Source organism: Streptomyces sp. NPDC001744 (assembly GCF_042892575.1).
In the GTDB taxonomy this organism is placed as follows: Bacteria; Actinomycetota; Actinomycetes; order Streptomycetales; family Streptomycetaceae; genus Streptomyces.
Genome location: NZ_JBIAUG010000005.1, coordinates 229308 through 250555, shown reverse-complemented (window position 1 = coordinate 250555; position 21248 = coordinate 229308). Strand labels below are relative to the sequence as shown.

General features: G+C 72.4%; 20 protein-coding genes and 1 tRNA gene. 12 read left to right on the top strand and 9 right to left on the bottom strand.

Features of this window, described 5'->3' with window-relative positions; genetic code table 11:
• Positions 1 to 127: 127 nt before the first annotated feature.
• Positions 128 to 1567, top strand: coding sequence for a tetratricopeptide repeat protein (locus ACFYZY_RS09075; protein WP_388691156.1), 1440 nt, complete (start codon positions 128 to 130; stop codon positions 1565 to 1567).
• A 126-nt stretch (positions 1568 to 1693) separates the two neighbouring features.
• Here the strand turns inward: ACFYZY_RS09075 and ACFYZY_RS09070 are convergent, their stop codons facing one another.
• Complete coding sequence (locus tag ACFYZY_RS09070) at positions 1694 to 2809, bottom strand: serine/threonine-protein kinase (RefSeq protein ID WP_388691153.1); 1116 nt, start codon at positions 2807 to 2809, stop codon at positions 1694 to 1696.
• A gap of 225 nt (positions 2810 to 3034) precedes the next feature.
• On the opposite strand from ACFYZY_RS09070, the gene ACFYZY_RS09065 reads away from it, so the two are divergent.
• Complete coding sequence (locus tag ACFYZY_RS09065; RefSeq protein ID WP_388691344.1) at positions 3035 to 3898, top strand: glycosyltransferase family 2 protein; 864 nt, start codon at positions 3035 to 3037, stop codon at positions 3896 to 3898.
• Positions 3899 to 4228: 330 nt separating this feature from the next.
• Here ACFYZY_RS09065 and ACFYZY_RS09060 read toward each other — a convergent pair.
• Together ACFYZY_RS09060 and ACFYZY_RS09055 are read right to left on the bottom strand one after the other, a co-directional pair.
• Positions 4229 to 4302: transfer RNA gene (locus ACFYZY_RS09060), tRNA-Pro, on the bottom strand.
• A gap of 117 nt (positions 4303 to 4419) precedes the next feature.
• Positions 4420 to 5358, bottom strand: coding sequence for a metallophosphoesterase (locus ACFYZY_RS09055; RefSeq protein WP_388691150.1), 939 nt, complete (start codon positions 5356 to 5358; stop codon positions 4420 to 4422).
• A 74-nt stretch (positions 5359 to 5432) separates the two neighbouring features.
• Between ACFYZY_RS09055 and ACFYZY_RS09050 the strand changes: the two genes are divergently transcribed.
• Positions 5433 to 5897: a GatB/YqeY domain-containing protein gene (locus ACFYZY_RS09050; RefSeq protein WP_388691147.1), complete on the top strand. Its 465-nt coding sequence runs from the start codon at positions 5433 to 5435 to the stop codon at positions 5895 to 5897.
• 103 nt (positions 5898 to 6000) lie between these two features.
• On the opposite strand, the gene ACFYZY_RS09045 is transcribed toward ACFYZY_RS09050, so the two are convergent.
• Positions 6001 to 8232, bottom strand: coding sequence for a transglycosylase domain-containing protein (locus ACFYZY_RS09045; protein WP_388691144.1), 2232 nt, complete (start codon positions 8230 to 8232; stop codon positions 6001 to 6003).
• A gap of 416 nt (positions 8233 to 8648) precedes the next feature.
• Between ACFYZY_RS09045 and ACFYZY_RS09040 the strand changes: the two genes are divergently transcribed.
• Positions 8649 to 8993 (top strand): WhiB family transcriptional regulator, encoded by a 345-nt coding sequence (locus tag ACFYZY_RS09040; protein WP_030495795.1) that lies wholly within the window; start codon positions 8649 to 8651, stop codon positions 8991 to 8993.
• Between the two features lie 210 nt (positions 8994 to 9203).
• Here ACFYZY_RS09040 and ACFYZY_RS09035 read toward each other — a convergent pair whose 3' ends face one another.
• Together ACFYZY_RS09035 and ACFYZY_RS09030 are read right to left on the bottom strand one after the other, a co-directional pair.
• A complete protein-coding gene (locus tag ACFYZY_RS09035; RefSeq protein WP_388691141.1) occupies positions 9204 to 10721 on the bottom strand; it encodes an ArsA-related P-loop ATPase in 1518 nt (505 codons plus the stop codon).
• Positions 10718 to 11680, bottom strand: coding sequence for an ArsA family ATPase (locus ACFYZY_RS09030; protein WP_388691138.1), 963 nt, complete (start codon positions 11678 to 11680; stop codon positions 10718 to 10720). The genes ACFYZY_RS09035 and ACFYZY_RS09030 overlap by 4 nt, the downstream gene beginning before the upstream one ends.
• Before the next feature lie 124 nt (positions 11681 to 11804).
• Between ACFYZY_RS09030 and ACFYZY_RS09025 the strand changes: the two genes are divergently transcribed.
• From ACFYZY_RS09025 to ACFYZY_RS09005, 5 genes are all read left to right on the top strand, one after another.
• A complete protein-coding gene (locus ACFYZY_RS09025) occupies positions 11805 to 11963 on the top strand; it encodes a DUF4177 domain-containing protein (protein ID WP_106969341.1) in 159 nt (52 codons plus the stop codon).
• Positions 11960 to 12430, top strand: a complete 471-nt coding sequence (locus tag ACFYZY_RS09020; RefSeq protein ID WP_388691135.1) for a RidA family protein — start codon at positions 11960 to 11962, stop codon at positions 12428 to 12430. The genes ACFYZY_RS09025 and ACFYZY_RS09020 overlap by 4 nt, the downstream gene beginning before the upstream one ends.
• 86 nt (positions 12431 to 12516) lie before the next feature.
• Positions 12517 to 13401 carry an NUDIX hydrolase gene (locus ACFYZY_RS09015; protein ID WP_388691133.1) on the top strand — a complete coding sequence of 295 codons (885 nt, stop codon included), beginning with the start codon at positions 12517 to 12519 and terminating at the stop codon, positions 13399 to 13401.
• Complete coding sequence (locus ACFYZY_RS09010) at positions 13401 to 14231, top strand: MBL fold metallo-hydrolase (protein WP_388691131.1); 831 nt, start codon at positions 13401 to 13403, stop codon at positions 14229 to 14231. Before ACFYZY_RS09015 ends, ACFYZY_RS09010 begins: the two co-directional genes overlap by 1 nt.
• Positions 14232 to 14394: 163 nt before the next feature.
• A complete protein-coding gene (locus ACFYZY_RS09005) occupies positions 14395 to 15279 on the top strand; it encodes a prohibitin family protein (protein ID WP_388691128.1) in 885 nt (294 codons plus the stop codon).
• An 83-nt stretch (positions 15280 to 15362) separates the two neighbouring features.
• Here the strand turns inward: ACFYZY_RS09005 and ACFYZY_RS09000 are convergent, their stop codons facing one another.
• On the bottom strand, positions 15363 to 16037 hold the full coding sequence (locus ACFYZY_RS09000) for a Crp/Fnr family transcriptional regulator (protein WP_015034542.1): 675 nt from the start codon (positions 16035 to 16037) through the stop codon (positions 15363 to 15365).
• 255 nt (positions 16038 to 16292) lie between these two features.
• On the opposite strand from ACFYZY_RS09000, the gene nth reads away from it, so the two are divergent.
• The 3 genes from nth (at position 16293) to ACFYZY_RS08985 (ending at position 19374) form a co-directional block, all read left to right on the top strand.
• On the top strand, positions 16293 to 17228 hold the full coding sequence (gene nth / locus ACFYZY_RS08995; protein WP_388691126.1) for an endonuclease III: 936 nt from the start codon (positions 16293 to 16295) through the stop codon (positions 17226 to 17228).
• Between the two features lie 126 nt (positions 17229 to 17354).
• Positions 17355 to 18110: an NUDIX hydrolase gene (locus ACFYZY_RS08990; protein ID WP_388691123.1), complete on the top strand. Its 756-nt coding sequence runs from the start codon at positions 17355 to 17357 to the stop codon at positions 18108 to 18110.
• 64 nt (positions 18111 to 18174) lie between these two features.
• On the top strand, positions 18175 to 19374 hold the full coding sequence (locus ACFYZY_RS08985) for a MarP family serine protease (protein WP_388691120.1): 1200 nt from the start codon (positions 18175 to 18177) through the stop codon (positions 19372 to 19374).
• 428 nt (positions 19375 to 19802) lie between these two features.
• Here the strand turns inward: ACFYZY_RS08985 and ACFYZY_RS08980 are convergent, their stop codons facing one another.
• The gene (locus tag ACFYZY_RS08980; protein WP_388691117.1) at positions 19803 to 20738 is read right to left on the bottom strand and encodes an alpha/beta fold hydrolase; all 936 of its coding nucleotides are present in this window, start codon (positions 20736 to 20738) and stop codon (positions 19803 to 19805) included.
• Positions 20735 to 21220 (bottom strand): phage holin family protein, encoded by a 486-nt coding sequence (locus ACFYZY_RS08975; protein WP_388691114.1) that lies wholly within the window; start codon positions 21218 to 21220, stop codon positions 20735 to 20737. Before ACFYZY_RS08975 ends, ACFYZY_RS08980 begins: the two co-directional genes overlap by 4 nt.
• Between the last annotated feature and the right edge of the window lie 28 nt (positions 21221 to 21248).

The following is a 21248-nucleotide window of genomic DNA, read 5'->3' as shown; positions in this document are numbered from 1 at the left end:
CTCCCGTGACGAATTCCCCGGTATCCCCGCGTCCCCTCCGCCGATCCCTGGTAAACCCGGGAGGTCGGTTCCGGGCCGCAGGGGTCCCGGGAGCACCACGGCGCGCGGGTCGGGGGAAGGACGGGGGATGACAGGACAGCCACGGGGGAGCGGGTACCCGACCGGAGGCGGGGCCGGGACCGTGCCCCGGATCGGGGCGCCCCCCAGGAGCGAACTGGTGTGGGGCGAGCCCGTGACCGCCGACCAGCTCGCCGCGGCCGAACGCGGATACGCGGGCTGCGGGACGGACGAGCGGCTCCTGTGGGAACGGCTCTCCGTCTTCGAGGGCGCCTTCGACCGGGACGCCGTCCGCGCGGTGTGCGCCTCCGGCACGCTCCCCCCGGCACGGGTAGGGGCGGCCCTCGACCGGCTCGCCCCCCTCGCGCTCCTGCCCGTCGACGACCTCTTCGAGGGCGAGCGGGCCACGGCCCGCTACTGGATGCCGCATCCCCTGCGCGCGGTGGGCGCACGCCGGCTCACCGAACGCGGCGACCGCCCGGCCGTCGTCCTCCGCCACCGCCGGTGGTGCGCGCGGCTCGCCCGGCGGGCCGCCGACCACTGGCAGGACGGGCGACACCTCGACGCCCGCGACCTCGCCCTCCGGGAACTCCCCGACCTGGCCGTCGCCATGGACCCGACGACCGCGCCGCCGTCCCCGTGCGCCGGGGCCGACCCAGCCGTCGGGATCGTGGTCTCCCTGTGGTTCCTGTGGGTGGTCTGCGGGCGGGTCGAGGAGGGGCGGGCCCGCCTGCGGCACGCCCTCGCCCTGCACCCCGGGCCGCCGCCGGCCCGCGCCCTGTGGCTCGCCGCCTACCTGGAACTGGAGGCGGGCCGTCCGGCGGACGCCGACCCGCTCCTCGTCCGGGCGCGGGCGGCGGCCGAGCGGGACGGCGACGGCCACTGCCTGGGCCTGCTCGCCCACCTGCGCGGCGCGGCCGACCTCTTCCGGGGGCGCACGCGCGCGGCGGCGGACGGATTCCGCGAGGCACTGGCCCTGACGGGCGAGGACCCGGACCTCGGGCCGACCCGGGAGCTGTGCTGGTCCGCGCTCGCGCTCTCCCTCGGCCGCACCGACCCGGAGGCGGCGCGGAAGGCCCTGGACCGGCTGCCGTCCGGGCGGCGGGCCGGGAAGGGCGAGGCCCTGTGGGCCGACGCGTGGGCGCACCAGGCGCGTGCCGGGCTCCTCGCCCGGGACGGTGAGGGGGAGCGGGCCGTCGGGCACGCGCGGTGGGCGCTCCGGGGCCACTTGGCGCTCGGTTCGGCGTCCGGCGCGTCCGGCGCGGCCGAACTCCTCGCCGAACTGCGGCTCATGACCGGGGAGCCCGCGTCCGCCGCCCGCCTCCTGGGCGCCGTGGACGTGCTGCGGACCTCCGTCTTCGGGGACGCGTACCGCCCGGCGGCGTCCTGCGCGGCGTCACGGGACCGCAGCCGGAGGGCGCTCGGGAAGGCGCTCGACGGGGCGGAACTGCGCCGGGCGTACGAAGAGGGCGGGCACCTGGGCCTGTTCGCTCTCGCGGAAGCCCCTTAGGGGGCCTGAGGCGGGAGGCGGGACGGCGGGACCGGGGTCCTCGACGGGCTCGCCCCGTACCCCGTACCCCTGTTACCCCCGTACCTCCGCACCGCGCCGCCCCCCCCCCCCGCCCGGACGCGGGTCTCAGGAGAGCCAGGACATCCCGATGATCAGGAAGACCACGAAGGCGATGGCCCCGGCCACGGCGGCCGTCTTGCGCGGGCGCCGCCGGGAGAGTTCCGCGAGCCCGCCACCGGTACCGGTGGACGTACCGGCGGGACGCTCGCGCCGCCGGGAAGGGGGAGCGGCGGCGAACCCGGGGCCGGTCGCCGGCGGCGGGGCCGGGGCGGTCGCGTGCGGGGGCAGGGGCGCGGGCCCGGTGGCGGCGGGCGGCGGCCCGGCGGGACGGTGCTGCGGGGCGGGGGACCGGACCGGGGCGGGGCGCCCGTAGGAACGCCAGGCGCCGGAGGAGAACCAGTCGGCGATCGCCTGCGCGGACGGCCGCTGCTCCGGCTGCTTGGCCAGCAGGCTCAGCAGGTACGACTCGAACTCGGGCGGCAGCGCCACCCCGAGGTGCGCGGGCGGGGTCGGCGGGGTGTCGATGTGCTGGTACAGCAGGGCCGTCGCGGTGTCCGCCCGGAACGGGGGTCTGCCGGTCAGGAGCTGGTAGAGCACACAGCCCAGCGAGTACACGTCGGAGGCGGACGAGGCGGGCTGTCCGAGGGCCCGCTCGGGCGCGAGGTAGAGGCCCGTGCCCACGATCTGCCCCGTCGTCGTGAGCGCCGCCGAGGGATCGTCCACGAAGCGCGCGATGCCGAAGTCGGCCAGCTTCACCGTGCCTTCGGCGTCGATGAGCAGGTTGCCCGGCTTGATGTCCCGGTGCACCACGCCCTGGCGGTGCGCGGCCGCGAGTCCGGCGGCGGCGTGCGCGGCGACCACGGCGACCCGCTCGGGCGGCAGGATCAGGGGCTCGGACGGGCTTCCGGCGAGGCTGTCGCCCTCGACCAGCTCCATGACGAGGAACAGCTTCCCGTCCCACGTGCCGAAGTCGAAGACGCCCACCACGTGCGGGTGGCTCAGCCGGGCGGCGGTCTGGGCCTCCAGGCGGAACCGGTCCCCCGCGGAGGGGTCGGCCGCGTTCGCCAGCATCAGCTTCACGGCCACGGCCCGGCCGAGGACCTCGTCGGTGGCCTGCCACACCTCACCCATGCCGCCCCGGCCGATACACACGTGAAGCCGATATCGGTCCGCGACCAGCACCTGGAGACCACCCTTTCGAAGATCGATCAACCTCTCGGACGAGGACCAGCGTAGAGCCGTGCGGCCGCGGCCCTCGCCGCGCTCCCCCTTCCCGGGGCCCCCGCCGTGCACGGCGTCCGTGGCACGGGTGAACGGGAGGTGGCCCCGGGCGACTAGCATCGCGCTCCGGGACTGCTGTCGACGGACGGCGGACACGGGACGGAGTGGAACGTGGCACGACCCCGTATGGGCGTGGCGGTACTGACGATGGGCACGCGCCCCACCGAGCTGCGGGCGCTGCTCGACGCCGTGGCGGACCAGGACGAGCCGGCCGCCCGGATCGTGGTCGTCGGCAACGGCACGGGCTCGCTGCCGGAACTGCCCGAGGGCGTGATCGGGGTCGAGCTCCCGGAGAACCGGGGGGTGTCGGGCGGCCGGAACGTGGCGATCGAGACGCTGCGCGGGTTCGGCGACGTCGACGTGGTGGTGGACCTCGACGACGACGGCCTCCTCGTGGACCGGGACGTCTTCCGCCGCCTGGCGGACCTGTACGAGGCGGACCCGGACCTCGGCATCGTCTCGTTCCGCATCGCGGACGAGACCGGCGAGACCCAGCGCCGTCACGTTCCCCGGCTCGGCGCGAAGGACCCCCTGCGCGGCGGGGAGGTGACGACCTTCCTCGGCGGCGGCCACGGCCTGTCGATGCGGATGCTCGACCGGGTCGGCGACTGGCCGGAGGAGTTCTTCTTCACCCACGAGGAGACCGACCTCGCCTGGCGCGCCCTCGACGCGGGCTGGAAGGTCCTGTACGCGCCGGAACTCCTCCTCCAGCACCCGAGGACCAGCCCGGCCCGGCACGCCGTCTACTACCGGATGACCGCCCGCAACCGCGTCTGGCTGGCCAAGCGCAACCTGCCGGCCCCCCTCGTCCCCGTCTACCTCGGCGTCTGGACCCTCCTCACCCTGGCCCGCACCCGCTCCCTCCCGGGCCTCGGGGCCTGGTTCGCCGGCTTCGCGGAGGGCGTCCGCCGCTCCGGCGGCCCCCGGACCCCGATGCGCTGGTCCACGGTCCTCCGCATGACGAAGCTGGGCCGCCCCCCGGTCATCTGACCGCGCCACCGAGGGCCGGACGCGGACGCCTCAAGCGTCCGGCCTGCCTCCGCTTTCCGGAACGACGAACGGGCCGGCCCCGGCACCGATCTCCCAGTGCGAAGACCGGCCCCTCGTCGGACTCGGTCACGAGGCCCTGCCGTTGATCCGGCTCATGGCGCAGGTAACGGTGCAGCGGACCGGCGGACCACCGGCTGTTGCAGGAGCGTGCCGCCGCGCGGTGACACCCCGTTCCAGGATCACACCCAGGTGACACCCGGACACCTGGGCACAACGCGATCAGGGCCGGTCTCCCCGAAGGAAGAACGGCCCTGATCTGGTACTTCAGCGTCGGGGTGGCGGGATTTGAACCCACGACCTCTTCGTCCCGAACGAAGCGCGCTGCCAAGCTGCGCTACACCCCGATGTCGCTGCTCTGCGTGTTCACGTCGCGGCGACATCGATTACTTTAGCCCACGCGCGCGCTCAGGCGAAATCCGGTATGCGGCGGGCGGCGTCGCAGGCGGGACGGGGCCGCGCGGTCAGGGGCGGGCCGTCAGCGTGAGGAGGGTGGCCTCGGGGGGGCAGGCGAAGCGGACCGGGGTGAAGCGGTTGGTGCCGCAGCCGGCCGAGACGTGCAGGTACGAGGTGCGGTTCCCGACCGTGTGGGAGGAGAGGCCCTTCACCCGGTCCGTGTCCAGGTCGCAGTTGGTGACGAGCGCCCCGTAGAAGGGGACGCAGAGCTGGCCGCCGTGGGTGTGCCCCGCCAGGATCAGCTCGTACCCGTCCGCCGTGAAGGCGTCCAGGGAGCGCAGGTACGGCGCGTGGACCACGCCCACCGTGAAGTCGGCGTCGGGGTCCGGGCCGCCCGCCACCCGGTCGTACCGGTCGCGCTTGATGTGCGGGTCGTCCAGGCCGGTGAACGCCAGCTCGGCCCCCGAGAGCTTCAGCCGGCCCCGGGTGTTGGTGAGGTCCACCCAGCCCGCCGCGTCGAAGGCGTCCCGCATGCCCTCCCAGGGGTTGTGGACGGCGCCGACGGCCGGCTTGTTGCCGTTGAGGCCGTGGCGGCCCTGCGCCTTCTCCAGCAGGTAGCGGGCGGGGTTGCGCAGCTTGGGGCCGTAGTAGTCGTTGGAGCCGAAGACGTACACGCCCGGGAGTTCCATCAGCGGCCCGAGCGCGTCCAGGACCTCCGGCACCGCCTCCGGGTCGGAGAGGTTGTCGCCGGTGTTGACGACGAAGTCCGGGCGGAGCCCCGCGAGCGACTGGAGCCAGGCCCGCTTCTTGCGCTGACCGCTCACCATGTGGATGTCGGAGACCTGGAGGACCCGCAGGTCGCCCATGCCGCGGGGGAGCACCGGGACCGTCACCCGGCGGAGCCGGAAGGAGCGGGCCTCGAAGCCCGCCGCGTAGACGAGCCCGGCCGCGGCCGTCGCCGTGAGACCTGCCGTGATCTTCAGAGGAATCCCGTACCGTGCGCGCATTCCCCCATCGTCGCAGACCCGTGCGAGGGAAATGCGCGGGCGGTACGGGGGCGGCACCTGCCACACTTGGCCCCATGACCACGCTCAAGGCGAAGCTCCAGGACGACCTCAACGCCGCGATCAGGGAGCGCGACGAACTGCGCTCCTCGACCCTGCGGCTGACCATCACCGCGATCACCAAGGAGGAGGTCGCGGGCAAGACCAAGCGCGAACTCTCCGACGACGAGGTGCGCAAGGTGATCGCCAAGGAGGCGAAGAAGCGCCGCGAGGCCGCGGACGCGTTCGCCCAGGGCGGTCGCCCCGAGTCCGCCGAGCGGGAGCGGGCCGAGGGCCTCGTCCTCGACGCGTACCTGCCGAAGCAGCTCGACGACGAGGAGCTGGACGCGATCGTCGCGGCGGCCGTCGAGGAGGCGAGGGCGGCGGGCGCCGAGGGACCGCGCGCCATGGGCGCCGTCATGAAGATCGTGAACCCGAAGGTGGCCGGGCAGGCCGAGGGCGGCCGGGTCGCCGCCGCCGTGAAGAAGCTGCTCGCGGGCTGAGCCGCGGCAGAACGCGCGAGAGCGCGAGGGTACGAGGAAGGGCGCCCCGCACGGCGGGGCGCCCTTCCTCGTGTTCACGGGCACCGGTGGGCCGGGAGGCCCGTCAGCGGTCGAAGATGCCCGGCGGGAACGAGATCCCGGGGAACGGGTTGTTCGGCTTCCGGTCACCGGGCTTGCCGTCGTTGGGCTTGCCGGGCTTGGCGGGCTTCCCGGGCTTGTTCGGGCCCTGGTCCCCCACCTTCTCCTTGTCCGCGGGGTTCTCGGCCCTCGGCACGGCGACGGGGACGAACGACGGGGTCTGATCGGCGTCCAGCGCGCCCCTCATCGCGATCTTCCAGATCGGTCCGGGGAGGCAGCCGCCGCAGACCTTGTCGTAGTACTCGCCGCCGATGGTGATCTTGAACATCGACGTGTCCTTCTTGCCGATGTCGTCGCCGACCCAGACGGCGGTGGACAGGTTCGGGGTGTAACCGACGAACCAGGCGTCCATGCGGTCGTTGGTCGTACCGGTCTTGCCCGCGTTGTCGCGGTCGTCGAGACCGGCCTTCGTGCCGGTGCCGTCCTCGACGACGCCCTTCAGCATCTGGTTGATCGTGTCGGCGGTCCGGTCGTTCATCGCCCGCGAGCACTTCGTCTGCGGCACGTTGAGCTTGTCGCCGTTGGCGGCCTTGACCGACTCGATGGCGACCGGGGTGCAGTACAGGCCCCGGTTGGCGAAGGTCGCGTAGACGGAGGCCATCGACAGGGGGGTGCTGACCTCACCGCCGAGGGTGATCGAGGCGTTCTCCTCGATCGGCCGGCCGTCACCGCGTTCGTATCCGAGCTTCTTCGCCATCTGGATGGTCTCGCAGAGGCCGGCCTGCTGCTCGAGGAGCGCGAAGTAGGTGTTGATGGACTTGCCGAGCGCGCCCGTCATGTCCCAGGTGCCGGCCTCGGACTCCAGCTCGTTCTGCAGCTCCCACTTGTCGCTGCCGGTGGGGGCGCCCTTGCAGGTGCGGAAGGAACTCTTGTCCAGCTCGATCTTCCACGGAGTCGTGTAGGTCTGGGCGGGGCTGATGCCCTTCTCCAGGGCCGCGGCGGCGGTGATCGGCTTGAAGGTCGAGCCGACCTGGAAGCCGTAGGTGCTGCCGCCCATCCGGTTGCTGACGGCGAGGTTGAGCGTCGTCTCGTGCTTCTTCGGGTCCAGACCGTACGGGCGGGACTGCCCCATCGAGAGGATCTTGCCGGTGCCGGGCTGGACCTGCACCACCGAGGTGGCGACCGGGTCGTCCTTGTTGACCTTCGCGATGGCGGCCTCGTTGGCGGCGGCCTGCGCGCGCGGACTGAGCGTGGTCTTGATGGTGAGACCGCCCAGGTTCCACAGCTTCTGGCGCTCCTCGGCCGTCTTGCCGAAGACCGGGTCGCTGAGGATCGTCTTGCGGACGTAGTCGCAGAAGAAGCCGGCACCGTTGACGGCGGTGATGCAGCCGTTCTTCGGGGCCTTCACCTTGAGCTTGAGCGGGGTGGCCTTCGCCTTGTCCGCCTCGGCCTGGCTGATGTCCTTCACGTCGGCCATCCGCTGGAGGACCACGTTGCGGCGCTTGGTGGCTTCCTGGAGGTCGTTGACCGGGTCGTAGCGGCTGGGCGACTGGACGAGGCCGGCCATCATCGCCGCCTCGCCGAGGGTCAGGTCGGCGGCGTGCTTGGAGAAGTACCGCTGGGAGGCGGCCTCGACGCCGTACGCCTGCTGACCGAAGAAGGTGATGTTGAGGTAGTTCTCCAGGATCTTCTTCTTGCCCAGCTCCTCCTCGACCTGGATCGCGAACTTCAGCTCGCGGATCTTGCGGCCGATGGTCTGCTGGGTGGCCTGCGCGACCTTCTCGGGGTCGTCACCGGCCTCCTCGACGAAGACGTTCTTCACGTACTGCTGCGTGAGGGTGGACGCGCCCTCGGAGACGCCGCCGGACTGGGCGTTGCGGTTGATCGCGCGCAGCACGCCCTTGAGGTCGACCGCCCCGTGCTCGTAGAAGCGTCCGTCCTCGATCGCGACGATCGCCTTCTGCATGTACGGGGAGATCTTCTCGATCGGGACGACCGTCCGGTCCCGCGAGTACACCGTGGCGATCAAGCCGCCCGAGGAATCGAGGATCTTGGTGCGCTGGCTCAGCGGCGGGGTCTTCAGGTTGGAGGGGATCTCGTCGAACCCCTCCACCGTGCCCTTCGCGGCCAACCCGAGTGCGCCGGCCGCGGGCAGGGCGATGCCCGCGAGGACGGCTCCGGAGAGCACACTGACACCGAGGAACTTGGCGGCCTGCTGGGTCCCGGTCAGACCGCCGCCCGAGCGCTTCTTTGGCATGGGAGCACCCTACGTTCTCATTCGCCGGACACGCGTATATGCCTTGGCCTAAGCTGCTCCCAACTGTCACAGCGGTGCGGTCCGGCACCAGGACCCGGGTGTGGCGGCGGCAGGGACTCCCGTGAACCCGAAACGCGGGAGCCTCGTGTCCGATTCCGGTACGTGCGTCACCCGGCGTCCCTCGTGACCCCGGAGAGGAAGGGCATATCCACGTGGTATGTCCGTTATTCCGCGCATGTCCATCGATCACTCCCCTGGGTGATCTGACGCGCACGCATAGTCCGTTCGGGCCATCCAAGATTGGGCCCGAAGGGGGTGTTGTGCTCTGCCTGCCTTCCGTAACGTCCCAACTGGCAGCGGTGAATATGCCGCTGCCGCCGTGGGGGAGCCTCGATTCGGGAGAGGACGGCGCCGGTATGGGCTGGGTAGCTGACTGGAGTGCGCAGGCGGCCTGCCGCACTACCGATCCGGATGAACTTTTCGTGCAGGGAGCGGCGCAGAACAGGGCCAAGGCGGTGTGCACCGGCTGTCCGGTGCGGACCGAGTGCCTTGCGGACGCCCTCGACAACCGCGTGGAGTTCGGCGTGTGGGGCGGCATGACGGAGCGCGAGCGCCGCGCCCTGCTGCGCCGCAGGCCGACCGTCACCTCGTGGCGCCGGCTCCTGGAGACCGCGCGGACGGAGTACGAGCGGGGAGCGGGCCTGCTGCCCGTGGCGATGGAGGACGACGCGACGTACGAGGAGTACGCGGCGGTCGGCTGAACGCGCCGGGAGTGCGCTCCTGGCAGGCAAGGACCGACGCGCAGGCATGCCGGAACCGGGAGCCCTCAGGCCGACGGACGGCGTCCGGCACGCGGGAGGGCGCGCACGGGGCCGGGAGTTCCGGCGCGTGGGCGACACGCACGAGGGCCGGTGTCCCGGCGCGCGGGAGACGCGCACGGGGACGGCTGTGTCGATGCGCGGGAGGACAGCTCAGGCCGAAGGCGTTCGTCCGGTCGTGAGGCGGTCACCGATGGCCCGCAGCCCGGCGAGGTCGTGCACGTCGCCGGGCAGGGCGGCCACTTCGGTCACCGCCACTTCGGGATGGCGCGCGGTGAAGCGGTCACGCGTCTGCTGTTCACGGGTGAGCACCCGCATGCGCTCGGCGTGCAGACGCAGGAGGCCCGCGGTGAGACGGCCCACGTCCACAACCGGGTCCACGCCGCCGTCCGCCGAGTCTCCGTCGGTTGCGACCTGGTGCGCCGGGTCTTCGTCGGTTGCGTCGTGGTCGGTTGCTTCTTCGTCCGTGGTGCCGGCTTCGTCGTGTACGTCGTCGTGCTGTACGGCCGGTTCGGCTGTGGGGGCAGCCTCTGTTACGGCGGGATCGCCGGATGGTGCGGTGGCGGCGGTGGCGAGTTCGGACGGCTCGGGGCCGGTGGCCGGGGAGCCACCCAGACGAGTCTTCCCGTCCCCCTGATCCACCATGCTCCCCGCTTCAAGATTTTCCGCGGCGGTCCGCGCCCGCTCCGCCGAAAGGGCGGAGGCCCCACTGCCGTGCACGCGGTTGAGGACGAGACCGGCCAGCGGCATCCTCTCGGCGGCCAGCCGTTCCACGAAGTACGCCGCCTCGCGCAGCGCGTCCCGCTCCGGTGTCGCCACCACGAGGAAGGCCGTGCCCGGGGCCTGGAGCAACTTGTACGTGGCGTCGGCACGAGTCCGGAACCCGCCGAACATCGTGTCCATCGCCGCCACGAACGTCTGGACGTCGCCCAGGAACTGACCCCCCAGCAGCTTTCCGAGCGTCCCCGTCATCATCGACATGCCGACGTTCAGGAACTTCATCCCGGCCCGGCCGCCCACCTTCGCCGGTGCCATGAGCAGCTTGATGAACTTCCCGTCCAGGAAGGACCCGAGCCGCTTCGGCGCGTCCAGGAAGTCCAGGGCTGACCGGGAGGGCGGGGTGTCCACGACGATCAGGTCCCACTCGTCGCGCGCCCGGAGCTGGCCCAGCTTCTCCATCGCCATGTACTCCTGCGTACCGGCGAACCCGGCCGACAGGGACTGGTAGAAGGGGTTCTCCAGGATCGCCCGGGCCCGCGCGGGGTCCGCGTGCGCCTCGACGATCTCGTCGAAGGTCCGCTTCATGTCGAGCATCATCGCGTGCAGCTCGCCGCCGTCGGACCCCTTGATGCCCTCCACCTTGCGGGGGGTGTTGTCGAGGGAGTCGATCCCCATCGACTGGGCGAGGCGACGGGCCGGGTCGATGGTGAGGACCACGACGCGCCGCCCGCGTTCCGCCGCCCGGACGCCGAGGGCGGCCGCCGTGGTCGTCTTGCCGACCCCGCCGGAGCCGCAGCAGACGATGATGCGGGTGCCCCGGTCGTCGAGCAGCGGGTCCAGCTCCAGAACGGGAACGGTGCCGGCCCCGTCCCCGGCGGGGGCCCCGTCGGACCCGCCGGGGGCGGGGCTCGCGTCGAACCCGCCCGGGACGGCCCTCTCCGTGTCCGTCACGCGCCCACCCCTTGCCTCCGCAGTTCCTTCGCCAGTCGGTAGAGACCCGCGACGTCCGCCCCGTCCCCCAGGTAGGGAAGCTCGTACAGGGGCACGCCGACGCCCTCCAGGACGGTGCGCTGGGACCGTTCCAGGTCCACCCGCCGGGCGTGCTCGGCCGCCTGGTCGAGGAGTGGCCCGACCAGCTTCTCGGCGCCCGTGACGCCCACGGAGGCCAGGGTCTTCGCGACCGCCTTCCGGTGGTCGCCGGAGGCGGCCCGTACCGCCGCCCCGTCGAGGACGTGGGGCCGGACCATGTTGACCACGACCCGTCCCACCGGCAGCTCGGCCGCGCGCAGCTCCGCGATGCCGTCCGCCGTCTCCTGGACCGGCATCTCCTCCAGGAGGGACACCAGGTGGACCGCCGTCTCGGGGGACTTGAGGACCCGCATGACGGCCTGCGCCTGGTTGTGTATCGGGCCGATCCTGGCCAGGCCGGCCACCTCGTCGTTGACGTTGAGGAAGCGGGTGACGCGGCCGGTGGGCGGCGCGTCCATGACCACGTGGTCGTAGACGGGACGGCCGTCCTTCTCCCGCCGCCGGACCGCCTCGCACGCCTTGCCGGTCAGCAGGACGTCCCGTACCCCCGGCGCTATCGTCGTCGCGAAGTCGATCGCGCCGAGCTTCTTCAGGGCCCGCCCCGCGCCGCCCAGCTTGTAGAACATCTGGAGGTAGTCGAGGAGCGCGCGCTCGGCGTCGATCGCCAGCGCGTACACCTCCCCGCCGCCCGGTGCGACGGCGATCTTCCGCTCCTCGTACGGAAGGGCCTCCGTCCCGAAGAGCTGCGCGATGCCCTGTCTGCCTTCGACCTCGACGAGGAGGGTCCGCTTCCCCTCCGTCGCGAGGGCGAGGGCGAGGGCGGCGGCGACCGTCGTCTTACCGGTACCACCCTTGCCACTGACGACCTGGAGCCTGCTCACGCTGTCGAGCCTAACCATTGGCGGCGGCGCCCAATCAGGAGGCCGCCCCGGAGAAGAGCCCTAGGGGAGAGTTCGGGGACCGCCACCGGGAAACCGTCCCCCGGCAGCGGATACAGTCGGGCCCATGACCAAGTGGGAGTACGTCACGGTGCCGCTTCTGGTGCACGCGACCAAGCAGATTCTGGACACCTGGGGCGAGGACGGCTGGGAGCTCGTCCAGGTCGTACCCGGGCCGAACAACCCCGAGCAGCTCGTGGCCTACCTGAAGCGGCCCAAGTCGTGAGCGGGACCGTCGAGGCGAAGCTCGCCGAGCTGGGCCTGACCCTGCCGGAGGTCGTGCCTCCGCTGGCGGCCTACCAGCCGGCCGTGCGGTCGGGCGCGTACGTCTACACCTCGGGCCAGCTCCCGATGGTGGAGGGCAAGCTTCCGGTGACCGGCAAGGTCGGCGCCGAGGTCACCGCCGAGGAGGCCAAGCAGCTCGCCGCCACCTGCGCGCTCAACGCCCTCGCGGCCGTGAAGTCCGTCGCCGGTGACCTCGACCGCGTCAAGCGCGTCGTGAAGGTCGTGGGCTTCGTCGCCTCCGCCGCCGACTTCACCGGCCAGCCCGGCGTCATCAACGGCGCCAGCGAGCTGCTCGGCGCCGTCCTGGGCGAGAAGGGCGTGCACGCGCGCAGCGCCGTCGGCGTGGCGGTGCTGCCGCTCGACGCCCCGGTCGAGGTCGAGGTGCAGGTGGAGCTGGTCGAGGACTGACCCCGCTCCGTACGCGCGTGGCCGGCCGCCTCTCCGCGAGACGACCGGCCCTCGTGCATTCGTGCCCTTGCGCATAGCATCCGGCCATGTCGAATGGTCAGTCGAAGCAGTCGAACGGTCAGTGGTACCCGCCGGAGTGGCCCGACCGCATCCGGGCCCTCGCCGCCGGTGAGCTGACCCCGGTGACGCCCCGGCGCGCCGCCACCGTCCTGCTCCTGCGGGACGCCCCCGCCGGACCCGACGTCCACATGCTGCGCCGCCGCACTTCGATGGCCTTCGCGGGGGGCGCGTACGCCTACCCCGGCGGCGGCGTCGACCCGCGCGACGAACAGCCGGTGCGGTGGGCCGGCCCGTCCCTGGAGTCCTGGGCGGCCCGGCTCGGCCTCGACGATCCCGCCCGTGCCCAGGCCGTGGTCTGCGCCGCCGTGCGCGAGACGTACGAGGAGGCGGGCGTCCTGCTCGCCGGGGGGACCGAGGACGGGATCGTCGGGGACACGACGGGCGAGGAGTGGGAGCGGGACCGGGAGGCACTGGTCGCCCGGGACCTGTCCTTCGCCGACTTCCTCGACCGGCGCGGACTCGTCCTGCGGTCGGACCTGCTCGGCGCGTGGGCCCGCTGGATCACGCCCGAGTTCGAGCAGCGCCGGTACGACACGTGGTTCTTCGTGGCCGCGCTCCCGGCCGGGCAGCGCACCCGGAACGCCTCCACCGAGGCGGACCGCACGGTCTGGATCCGCCCGGCGGAGGCCGCGGCCGGGTACGACCGGGGCGAGCTGACGATGATGCCGCCGACGATCTCGACCCTGCGCGCCCTGGAACCGTACGCCACGGTCGCCGAGGCGCTCGCGGCGGCGGAGACGCGTGACCTGGCCCCCGTGCTCGCGCGGGCGCGTCTGGAGGACGGGGAACTGGTCCTGAGCTGGCCGGGGCACGAGGAGTTCACCAGGACCGTCCCCACCGGGGGCGCGTGATGAGCGACGCCGCCGCCCTGCCCGGACAGCCGCGCGGACTCGTGGTCTCCGGACCCGCGACCGACCGCGCCGTGAACGTCCTGGCGCCGAATCCGTCCGCGATGACCCTCGACGGCACCAACACCTGGCTGCTCTCCGAGCCCGGCTCCGACCTGGCCGTCGTCGTCGACCCCGGTCCGCTGGACGAGGGACACCTGCGCCGCGTGGTCGAGGCCGCCGGGGAGCTGGGCAAGCGCGTCGCGCTCACCCTGCTGACCCACGGCCACCCGGACCACGCGGAGGGTGCCGGCCGTTTCGCCGAACTGACCCGGACGCCCGTGCGGGCCCTCGACCCGGCCCTCCGGCTCGGGGACGAAGGACTCGGCGAGGGGGACGTGGTGACGGTCGGGGGGCTGGAGGTGCGGGTCGTCCCGACGCCCGGTCACACCGCGGACTCCCTCTCCTTCCACCTCCCCGCCGACCGGGCGGTGCTCACGGGGGACACGATCCTGGGGCGCGGGACGACGATGGTCGCGCATCCGGACGGGCGGCTCGGCGACTACCTGGACTCGCTGCGGCGGCTGCGTTCGCTGACCGTGGACGACGGGGTGCACACGGTCCTGCCGGGCCACGGACCGGTTCTGGAGGACGCGCAGGGGGCCGTGGAGTTCTACCTGGCGCACCGGGCGAGCCGGCTCGCCCAGGTCGAGACGGCCGCCGAGAACGGCCTCCGCACGGCGCCCGAGGTCGTCGCCCACGTGTACGCGGACGTGGACCGCTCCCTGTGGCCGGCGGCCGAACTGTCGGTACGGGCACAGCTGGAGTACTTGCGGGAGCGCGGGCTGATCTAGGAGAGGCGGGCCGGACCGGTCGGGTGGGCCGGTCGAGCGGGCCGGCCGGACCGGCGGCGTCACGATCCTGTCCCGAGGCGTCCCCGGCCCTTCAACGGGCCCGACCCGTGTTCTACGTTGGCGTTCCGCTTGCTCATGGCCGTGGTTCCTGGGGGGAACGCCCGTGTTCGTCATCGCCGTCCTGCTGCTCGTCGCCGCAGTGGTGCTCTACTTCGTCGGCCGCTCCAACGAGTCGAAGGGCCTGAAGCTGGGCGCCCTCGGCGCCGTGGTCGCCGGCCTCTTCTCGCTGGTCGCGAGCATGACGTACGTGATCAGCGCGTACGAGGTCGGCGTGCCGGTCGCCTTCGGCAAGGTGGGCTCGCCCATGACGTCGGGCCTGCACCTGAAGTCGCCGTTCACCAGCGTCACCACCTTCTCCACCCGCCCCGTCGACCTCAACCTCTCCGACAAGGACGTGGTCGAGGTCCGCTCCTCCCAGGGCGGCGTCATGTACGCCGAGCTGACGGTGAAGTGGGCGGTCGTCCCGGCCAAGTCCGTCGAGCTCTACCGGCTCGCGGGCAGCGAGGACGCCATCCAGCAGCGGCTCGTCTTCCCGGACAGCCGCGAGATCGTCCGCAACGTCTTCGCCCGCTACACGAGCGAGCAGGGGTACGCCTCCGACCGCGAGAAGATCAACGCCGAGATAGGCACCCTGGTCAAGGAGCGGCTGGCGCCGCGCGGGATCGACGTGACCACGGTCAACCTGCGCAACGTGAAGCCCTCGGACGCCCTCCAGGGCCAGATCGACCGCAAGATCCAGCAGCAGCAGGCCACCGAGCGGGCCACCGAGGCGTCCCGCACCGCCAAGGCCGAGGCCGACCGGCGCCGGATCGAGGCGGAGGGCATCGCCCGCGCCAACAAGATCCTCAACGACTCGCTGACGGACAAGGTCCTGATGAACCAGTGCATCGACGCCTTCAAGGAGGCCGCGGCGAAGAACCCGGTCTACACCGTGCCCTGCGCCAACGGCGGCTCGGCCCCGGTGATCGTGGACGGTACGAAGCGCTGACCCGTCCGTACGCACGCGCGGAAGGCCGCCCCCGATCGATCCGGGGGCGGCCTTCCGCGTGCGTACGGGGTGCTCGCGCGTGCTTACCGCGAGCGCTTCGCGAGGCGCTCCACGTCGAGGAGGATCACGGCGCGGGCCTCCAGGCGCAGCCAGCCGCGCTGGGCGAAGTCCGCGAGCGCCTTGTTGACCGTCTCGCGGGAGGCGCCGACCAGCTGGGCCAGCTCCTCCTGGGTGAGGTCGTGGACGACGTGGATGCCCTCCTCCGACTGCACGCCGAAGCGGCGCGACAGGTCGAGGAGCGCGCGGGCGACGCGGCCCGGCACGTCGGAGAAGACCAGGTCGGACATCTGGTCGTTGGTCTTGCGCAGCCGGCGGGCGACCGCGCGCAGCAGCGCGGTGGCCACCTCGGGGCGGGCGTTCAGCCAGGGCTGGAGGTCGCCGTGGCCCAGGCCGAGCAGCTTCACCTCGGTCAGCGCGGTCGCGGTGGCGGTGCGCGGACCCGGGTCGAAGAGGGAGAGCTCGCCGATGAGCTCGCCGGGGCCGAGGACGGCCAGCATGTTCTCGCGGCCGTCGGGGGAAGTGCGGTGCAGCTTCACCTTGCCCTCGGTGACCACGTACAGGCGGTCGCCGGGGTCGCCCTCGTGGAAGAGGGCGTCGCCACGGGCGAGCGTCGCCTCACTCATCGAGGCGCGCAGCTCGGCAGCCTGCTCGTCATCGAGCGCCGCGAAGAGCGGGGCGCGCCGCAGAACGTCGTCCACGAGTTCTCTCCATACTGTCGACCTGCTCATGGGACCCGCATCCCATAATGCCGGACGCACAAAACAGTGCGATCAATCACAACAAGTTTGACGCACCGCGCCACCCCTCCGTACGTCAGGGACCCGATCGGGGGCTGATCGGCCGTGCCCGGGGCAGATGGCGGTGGCGGCCCCTAGGCTGGCCGCGTGTCCAACTCGCCGGTGAGAGCACAGGCCAAGGGGGCTGGAAGAGTGACGGGCGAAAGTAATTCCGCCGTGGGCGAACAGGGTGTGTCGAAGCGGGCGAAAGCCGCGAAACGGAAATCCGTCGCGCCGTCGGGCAGGAGGGCGGACGAGTCGGCGACCGGTTCCTCCCCGGCCGAGCCCGCAGGTGCGTCATCGGCCAAACCGTCGCTCAAGCCCTCGGCCGAAACCTCGCCCAAGCCCGAGTCGCGGCTCGCGATGGTCCGCCGGGCGCGCCGCATCAACCGGGAACTGGCCGAGGTCTACCCGTACGCCCACCCCGAACTCGACTTCGGCAACCCCTTCGAGCTGCTCGTCGCCACGGTCCTCTCGGCCCAGACCACCGACCTGCGGGTCAACCAGACGACTCCCGCCCTCTTCGCGAAGTACCCCACGCCGGAGGACCTGGCCGCCGCCGTGCCGGAGGAGGTCGAGGAGCTGATCCGGCCGACCGGGTTCTTCCGCGCCAAGACCAAGTCGATCATGGGACTCTCCGCCGCCCTCCGGGACCGCTTCGGAGGTGAGGTCCCCGGTCGCCTGGAGGACCTCGTCACCCTCCCTGGCGTCGGCCGCAAGACCGCCTTCGTCGTCCTCGGCAACGCCTTCGGGGTCCCCGGCATCACCGTCGACACCCACTTCATGCGCCTCGCCCGGCGCTGGCGGTGGACCGAGTCCGACGATCCCGTGAAGATCGAGGCCGAGGTCGCCACGATCTTCCCGAAGAGCGAGTGGACCATGCTCTCGCACCGGGTGATCTTCCACGGCCGCCGCATCTGCCACGCCCGCAAGCCCGCGTGCGGTGCCTGCCCGATCACCCACCTCTGCCCGTCGTACGGGGAGGGCGAGACCGATCCCGAGAAGGCGAGGAAACTGCTCAAGTACGAGAAGGGCGGTTTCCCGGGGCAGCGGCTCAATCCGCCGCCCGACTACCCGGGCCGCCCGGCACCGCCCCTGGGCGCGAGCGACTGAGCCCCCGTCCGGGACGTCCGGTCAGGCCCGGGACGGCCCCCGTCGGAGAAGGCCCCCGCCCGTACCGGCCCGGATCCCGGGAACGAACCCGTCCACCCACCGCGTTGTGAACCAATGGGGGTGCCTATGACGCGCACTGAAGAAGAGGCCCATGAGCAACGGGCCCAGGCTCACGGGCAGGGGGCCCGCCGCCCGGCGGTCCCGGGGGCCGCGGCCGACGGCCTGATCAGCCGGGCCGGTCTGCCGGCCTGGCTCGCCCCCGTCGACCGGGCCGCGCGCACGGTCCGTCCCGAACAGCTGAGCCGTTTCCTGCCGCCCGCGAGCGGGGACGGCCGCCAGTCCGCGGTGCTCGTCCTCTTCGGCGAGGGCGCCCAAGGACCCGAACTGCTCCTCATGGAGCGTGCGGGCACCCTCCGTTCGCACGCGGGACAGCCCTCCTTCCCCGGGGGCGCGCTCGACCCCGAGGACGGCCCGCCGGCGGACGGCGGCCTGCTGCGCGCCGCCCTGCGCGAGGCCCGCGAGGAGACGGGGCTCGACCCCGACGGCGTCCAGCTCTTCGGCGTGCTGCCCCCGCTCTACATCCCGGTCAGCCACTTCGTCGTCACCCCCGTCCTCGGCTGGTGGCGGGAGCCGAGCCCGGTCGGGGTCGTGGACCCCGCCGAGACCGCCCGCGTCTTCACCGTGCCCGTGGCGGACCTCACGGACCCCCGGAACCGCGCGACCTCCGTCCACCCGAGCGGCCACCGAGGTCCCGCGTTTCTGGTCGAATCGACCCTGGTGTGGGGCTTCACGGCCGGGGTGATCGACCGGCTGCTCCACTTCGCCGGCTGGGAGCGGCCCTGGGACCGGTCCCGGCAGGTCCCGCTCGACCGGCGCTCATGACAGGCTGACCCCCGGCGGGGCCGGACCCCCGGGCGACCGGAAAGAATCTGCGAGGCTATTGACGGTGAACGTGCTGGACATCCTGTTGCTGCTCGCCGCCGTGTGGTTCGCGATCATCGGTTACCGCCAGGGATTCGTGGTCGGCGTCCTCTCGGTGATCGGGTTCCTCGGCGGCGGTCTCGTCGCCGTCCTGCTGCTCCCGGTCCTCTGGAACGAGCTGACCGACAACAGCGAGGTATCGACCACGGTGACGGTCGTCTTCGTGATGGTGGTCATCGTCTGCGCCTCGGTCGGCCAGGCGTTCACCACCCACCTCGGCAACAAGCTGCGCCGCCACATCACCTGGTCGCCCGCCCGTGCCCTCGACGCCACGGGCGGAGCCCTGGTCAACGTCGTCGCGATGCTGCTCGTGGCCTGGCTGATCGGTTCGCTCATCGCCAACACCTCCCTGCCCACCGTGGGCAGGGAGGTGCGCAGCTCCAGGGTTCTGCTCGGCATCGAGCGGGTGATGCCCGACCAGTCGTCCGGCTGGTTCGCCGACTTCCGCTCCACGCTGGCCCGCAGCGGCTTCCCGCCGGTCTTCAGCCCCTTCGTCAGCGAGCCGATCACCCCGGTCCTTCCGCCCGATCCGGCGCTCGTGGACAGCCCGGTCGCCGCGCGCGCCCAGCGCTCCATCGTGAAGGTCGTCGGCACCGCGCCGAGCTGCGGCAAGGTCCTCGAAGGAACCGGCTTCGTCTTCGCCGAGCGCCGCGTCATGACCAACGCGCACGTCGTGGGCGGCGTCGACGAACCGACCGTCCAGATCGGCGGGAAGGGCAAGCTCTACGACGCCAAGGTCGTCCTCTACGACTGGCAGCGCGACATCGCCGTCCTGGACGTGCCGGACCTCAAGGCCGCCCCGCTCGCCTTCGCCGGCGGGGACGCCCGCAGCGGGGACGGCGCGATCGTCGCCGGATTCCCGGAGAACGGATCGTACGACGTGCGCTCGGCACGGGTGCGCGGCCGGATCAACGCGGACGGCCCGGACATCTACAGCCGGGGCACGGTGAACAGGGACGTGTACTCGCTGTACGCGACGGTTCGCCAGGGCAACTCCGGCGGACCCCTCCTCACCGAGAACGGAGAGGTGTACGGCGTGATCTTCGCCCGCTCCCGCGACGACGCGAACACGGGCTACGCTCTGACGGCCGACGAGATCCGCGAGGACATCGAACAAGGACGGACCGCCGCCCAGCAGGTCGACACCCAGGGCTGCGCCCTCTGATCCCGCCCGCTGGCGGTCCCTCCGTCCACCGGCCTCCGCCGGAAGGGCCCGCCGGTCCGCGGCCCGGAAGCGCCCCGGCTCCGGTTCGGAGACGTCGTACCGGATTCGGCCGGGGTCAGTTGCGGGAGTGCCTCAGCCGGGCCGAGACCCAGCGGGCCCGGCGGCGCAGAATGCGCGAGATCCCCACCCCCTGCACGGCGTGCGCCCGGATCTCCTCCGGCGAACCGCCCCTTCCGAGGGGGTTCGACCCGGCGGCCGAGCCGTGGTCGCGTGCTGTCGTGTCACCGTAGTCGTGCGTCCAGCCCATACCCGACGTGTGCCCGTGGCCCAAGGTCGGTAACCCCTCCGGGGCCCGCCAATTGGAGTATGCGCGGGGCACATGGCCGTCCGGTCCAACTCCCTCCGGGGCGAAGGGGCGCGACGGGGCGTCAGCGGTCGGGCTCGGGGTCCTTCAGCCAGTTGACGAGCTCCGTGGTGAAGGCCATCGGGTCCTCCTCGTGGGGGAAGTGCCCGAGGCCGTCGAAGAGCCGCCAGCGGTACGGCGCCTCCACGTACTCGCCCGAACCGGCCGCGCTGCGGGTCCGCATCACCGGGTCCAGGGAGCCGTGGAGGTGGAGCGTCGGCACCCGCACCGGCCGCTTCATGCGCCGGTTGAACTGGACGCCGTCCGGACGGGCGAGCGAGCGCACCATCCAGCGGTACGGCTCGATCGAGCAGTGCGCCGTCGACGGGACGAGCATCGCCCGCCGGTACGCCTCGATGTCCTCCTCGTCCACGTCCGGCCGCGGCCCCGACCAGTCCCGGATCAGCTGTCCCACGAGCGCGGCGTCGTCCGCGACGAGCCGGCGTTCCGGCAGCCACGGCTGCTGGAAGCCCCAGACGTGCGAACCGGCGCGGGACTGGGCGAAGTCGGAGAGCATCGCGGAGCGCCAGCGGCGCGGGTGCGGCATCGAGGAGACCACGAGCCGGCGCACCAGCTTGGGCCGCATCACGGCCGCCGTCCAGGCGAGGTAGCCGCCCAGGTCGTGTCCGACGAGGGCGGCGTCCGGCTCGCCCAGGGAGCGGACGACCCCGGTGATGTCGAGTGCCAGGTTGGCGGGGTCGTAACCGCGCGGCGTGCGGTCGCTGCCGCCCACTCCGCGCAGGTCCATCGCCACGGCCCGGAACCCCGCCTCGGCGAGAGCGGGCAGCTGGTGGCGCCAGGTCCACCAGAACTGCGGGAAACCGTGCAGGAGCAGCACCAGCGGGCCGTCGCCCATCTCGGCGATGTGGAAGCGGGCGCCGTTGGCGGCCACGTCCCGGTGGGTCCACGGCCCGTCGAGCCGTACGGGCCCGCCGGCGGTGCTGCTCTCGGGAAGGGTCATACCGAGGAGCGTCCCACAACGGCGGCCTTGTCCAGGGCCTTGGGCCGCTCGGGGCGCGGGTGGGGCTTGACGTTCTGGACGATCGCGGCCGTCCGCTTGGCCGACGCGATGGACTTCTCCGGCGGCTTGACCTTCTTGAACTTGGAGTACGCGAGGGCACCGAGCAGACCCGCGAGCAGTACGTTCGCGGCGAAGGAGAGCAGGAAGCACCAGACGAGGTTCCAGCCCCCGTTGCCGTTGTGGCCGCCGGTCCAGGTGTTGATGGCGTAGGCGAGGGCGAAGCTCAGCATCGGCAGCGAGAACAGCAGGACCACGGCGGCCGAGATGCCCGCCGCGCTGCCGATCGCTCCCCGCTTGACGTCCTGCCTCAGCTCGGCCTTGGCCAGGGCGATTTCATCGTGCACCAGTGCGGACATCTCGGCGGTCGCCGAGGCGACCAGCTGACCGAGGCTGGGCTCGGCCTTGTCGTACAGGTCGCTCATCGCTGCTCCCTCTGCTCGTCTACGGTCC

Excerpts from the sequence above, each read along its gene's own strand:
- ACFYZY_RS09065 (WP_388691344.1), top strand. The coding sequence starts at position 3,035 with ATGGGCGTGGCGGTACTGACGATGGGCACGCGCCCCACCGAGCTGCGG.
- ACFYZY_RS08980 (WP_388691117.1), bottom strand. The coding sequence starts at position 20,738 with ATGACCCTTCCCGAGAGCAGCACCGCCGGCGGGCCCGTACGGCTCGAC.
- ACFYZY_RS09075 (WP_388691156.1), top strand. The coding sequence starts at position 128 with ATGACAGGACAGCCACGGGGGAGCGGGTACCCGACCGGAGGCGGGGCC.
- ACFYZY_RS09050 (WP_388691147.1), top strand. The coding sequence starts at position 5,433 with ATGACCACGCTCAAGGCGAAGCTCCAGGACGACCTCAACGCCGCGATC.
- ACFYZY_RS08975 (WP_388691114.1), bottom strand. The coding sequence starts at position 21,220 with ATGAGCGACCTGTACGACAAGGCCGAGCCCAGCCTCGGTCAGCTGGTC.
- ACFYZY_RS09055 (WP_388691150.1), bottom strand. The coding sequence starts at position 5,358 with ATGCGCGCACGGTACGGGATTCCTCTGAAGATCACGGCAGGTCTCACG.
- ACFYZY_RS09010 (WP_388691131.1), top strand. The coding sequence starts at position 13,401 with ATGAGCGACGCCGCCGCCCTGCCCGGACAGCCGCGCGGACTCGTGGTC.
- ACFYZY_RS08990 (WP_388691123.1), top strand. The coding sequence starts at position 17,355 with ATGACGCGCACTGAAGAAGAGGCCCATGAGCAACGGGCCCAGGCTCAC.
- ACFYZY_RS09015 (WP_388691133.1), top strand. The coding sequence starts at position 12,517 with ATGTCGAATGGTCAGTCGAAGCAGTCGAACGGTCAGTGGTACCCGCCG.
- ACFYZY_RS09025 (WP_106969341.1), top strand. The coding sequence starts at position 11,805 with ATGACCAAGTGGGAGTACGTCACGGTGCCGCTTCTGGTGCACGCGACC.
- ACFYZY_RS09040 (WP_030495795.1), top strand. The coding sequence starts at position 8,649 with ATGGGCTGGGTAGCTGACTGGAGTGCGCAGGCGGCCTGCCGCACTACC.
- ACFYZY_RS09045 (WP_388691144.1), bottom strand. The coding sequence starts at position 8,232 with ATGCCAAAGAAGCGCTCGGGCGGCGGTCTGACCGGGACCCAGCAGGCC.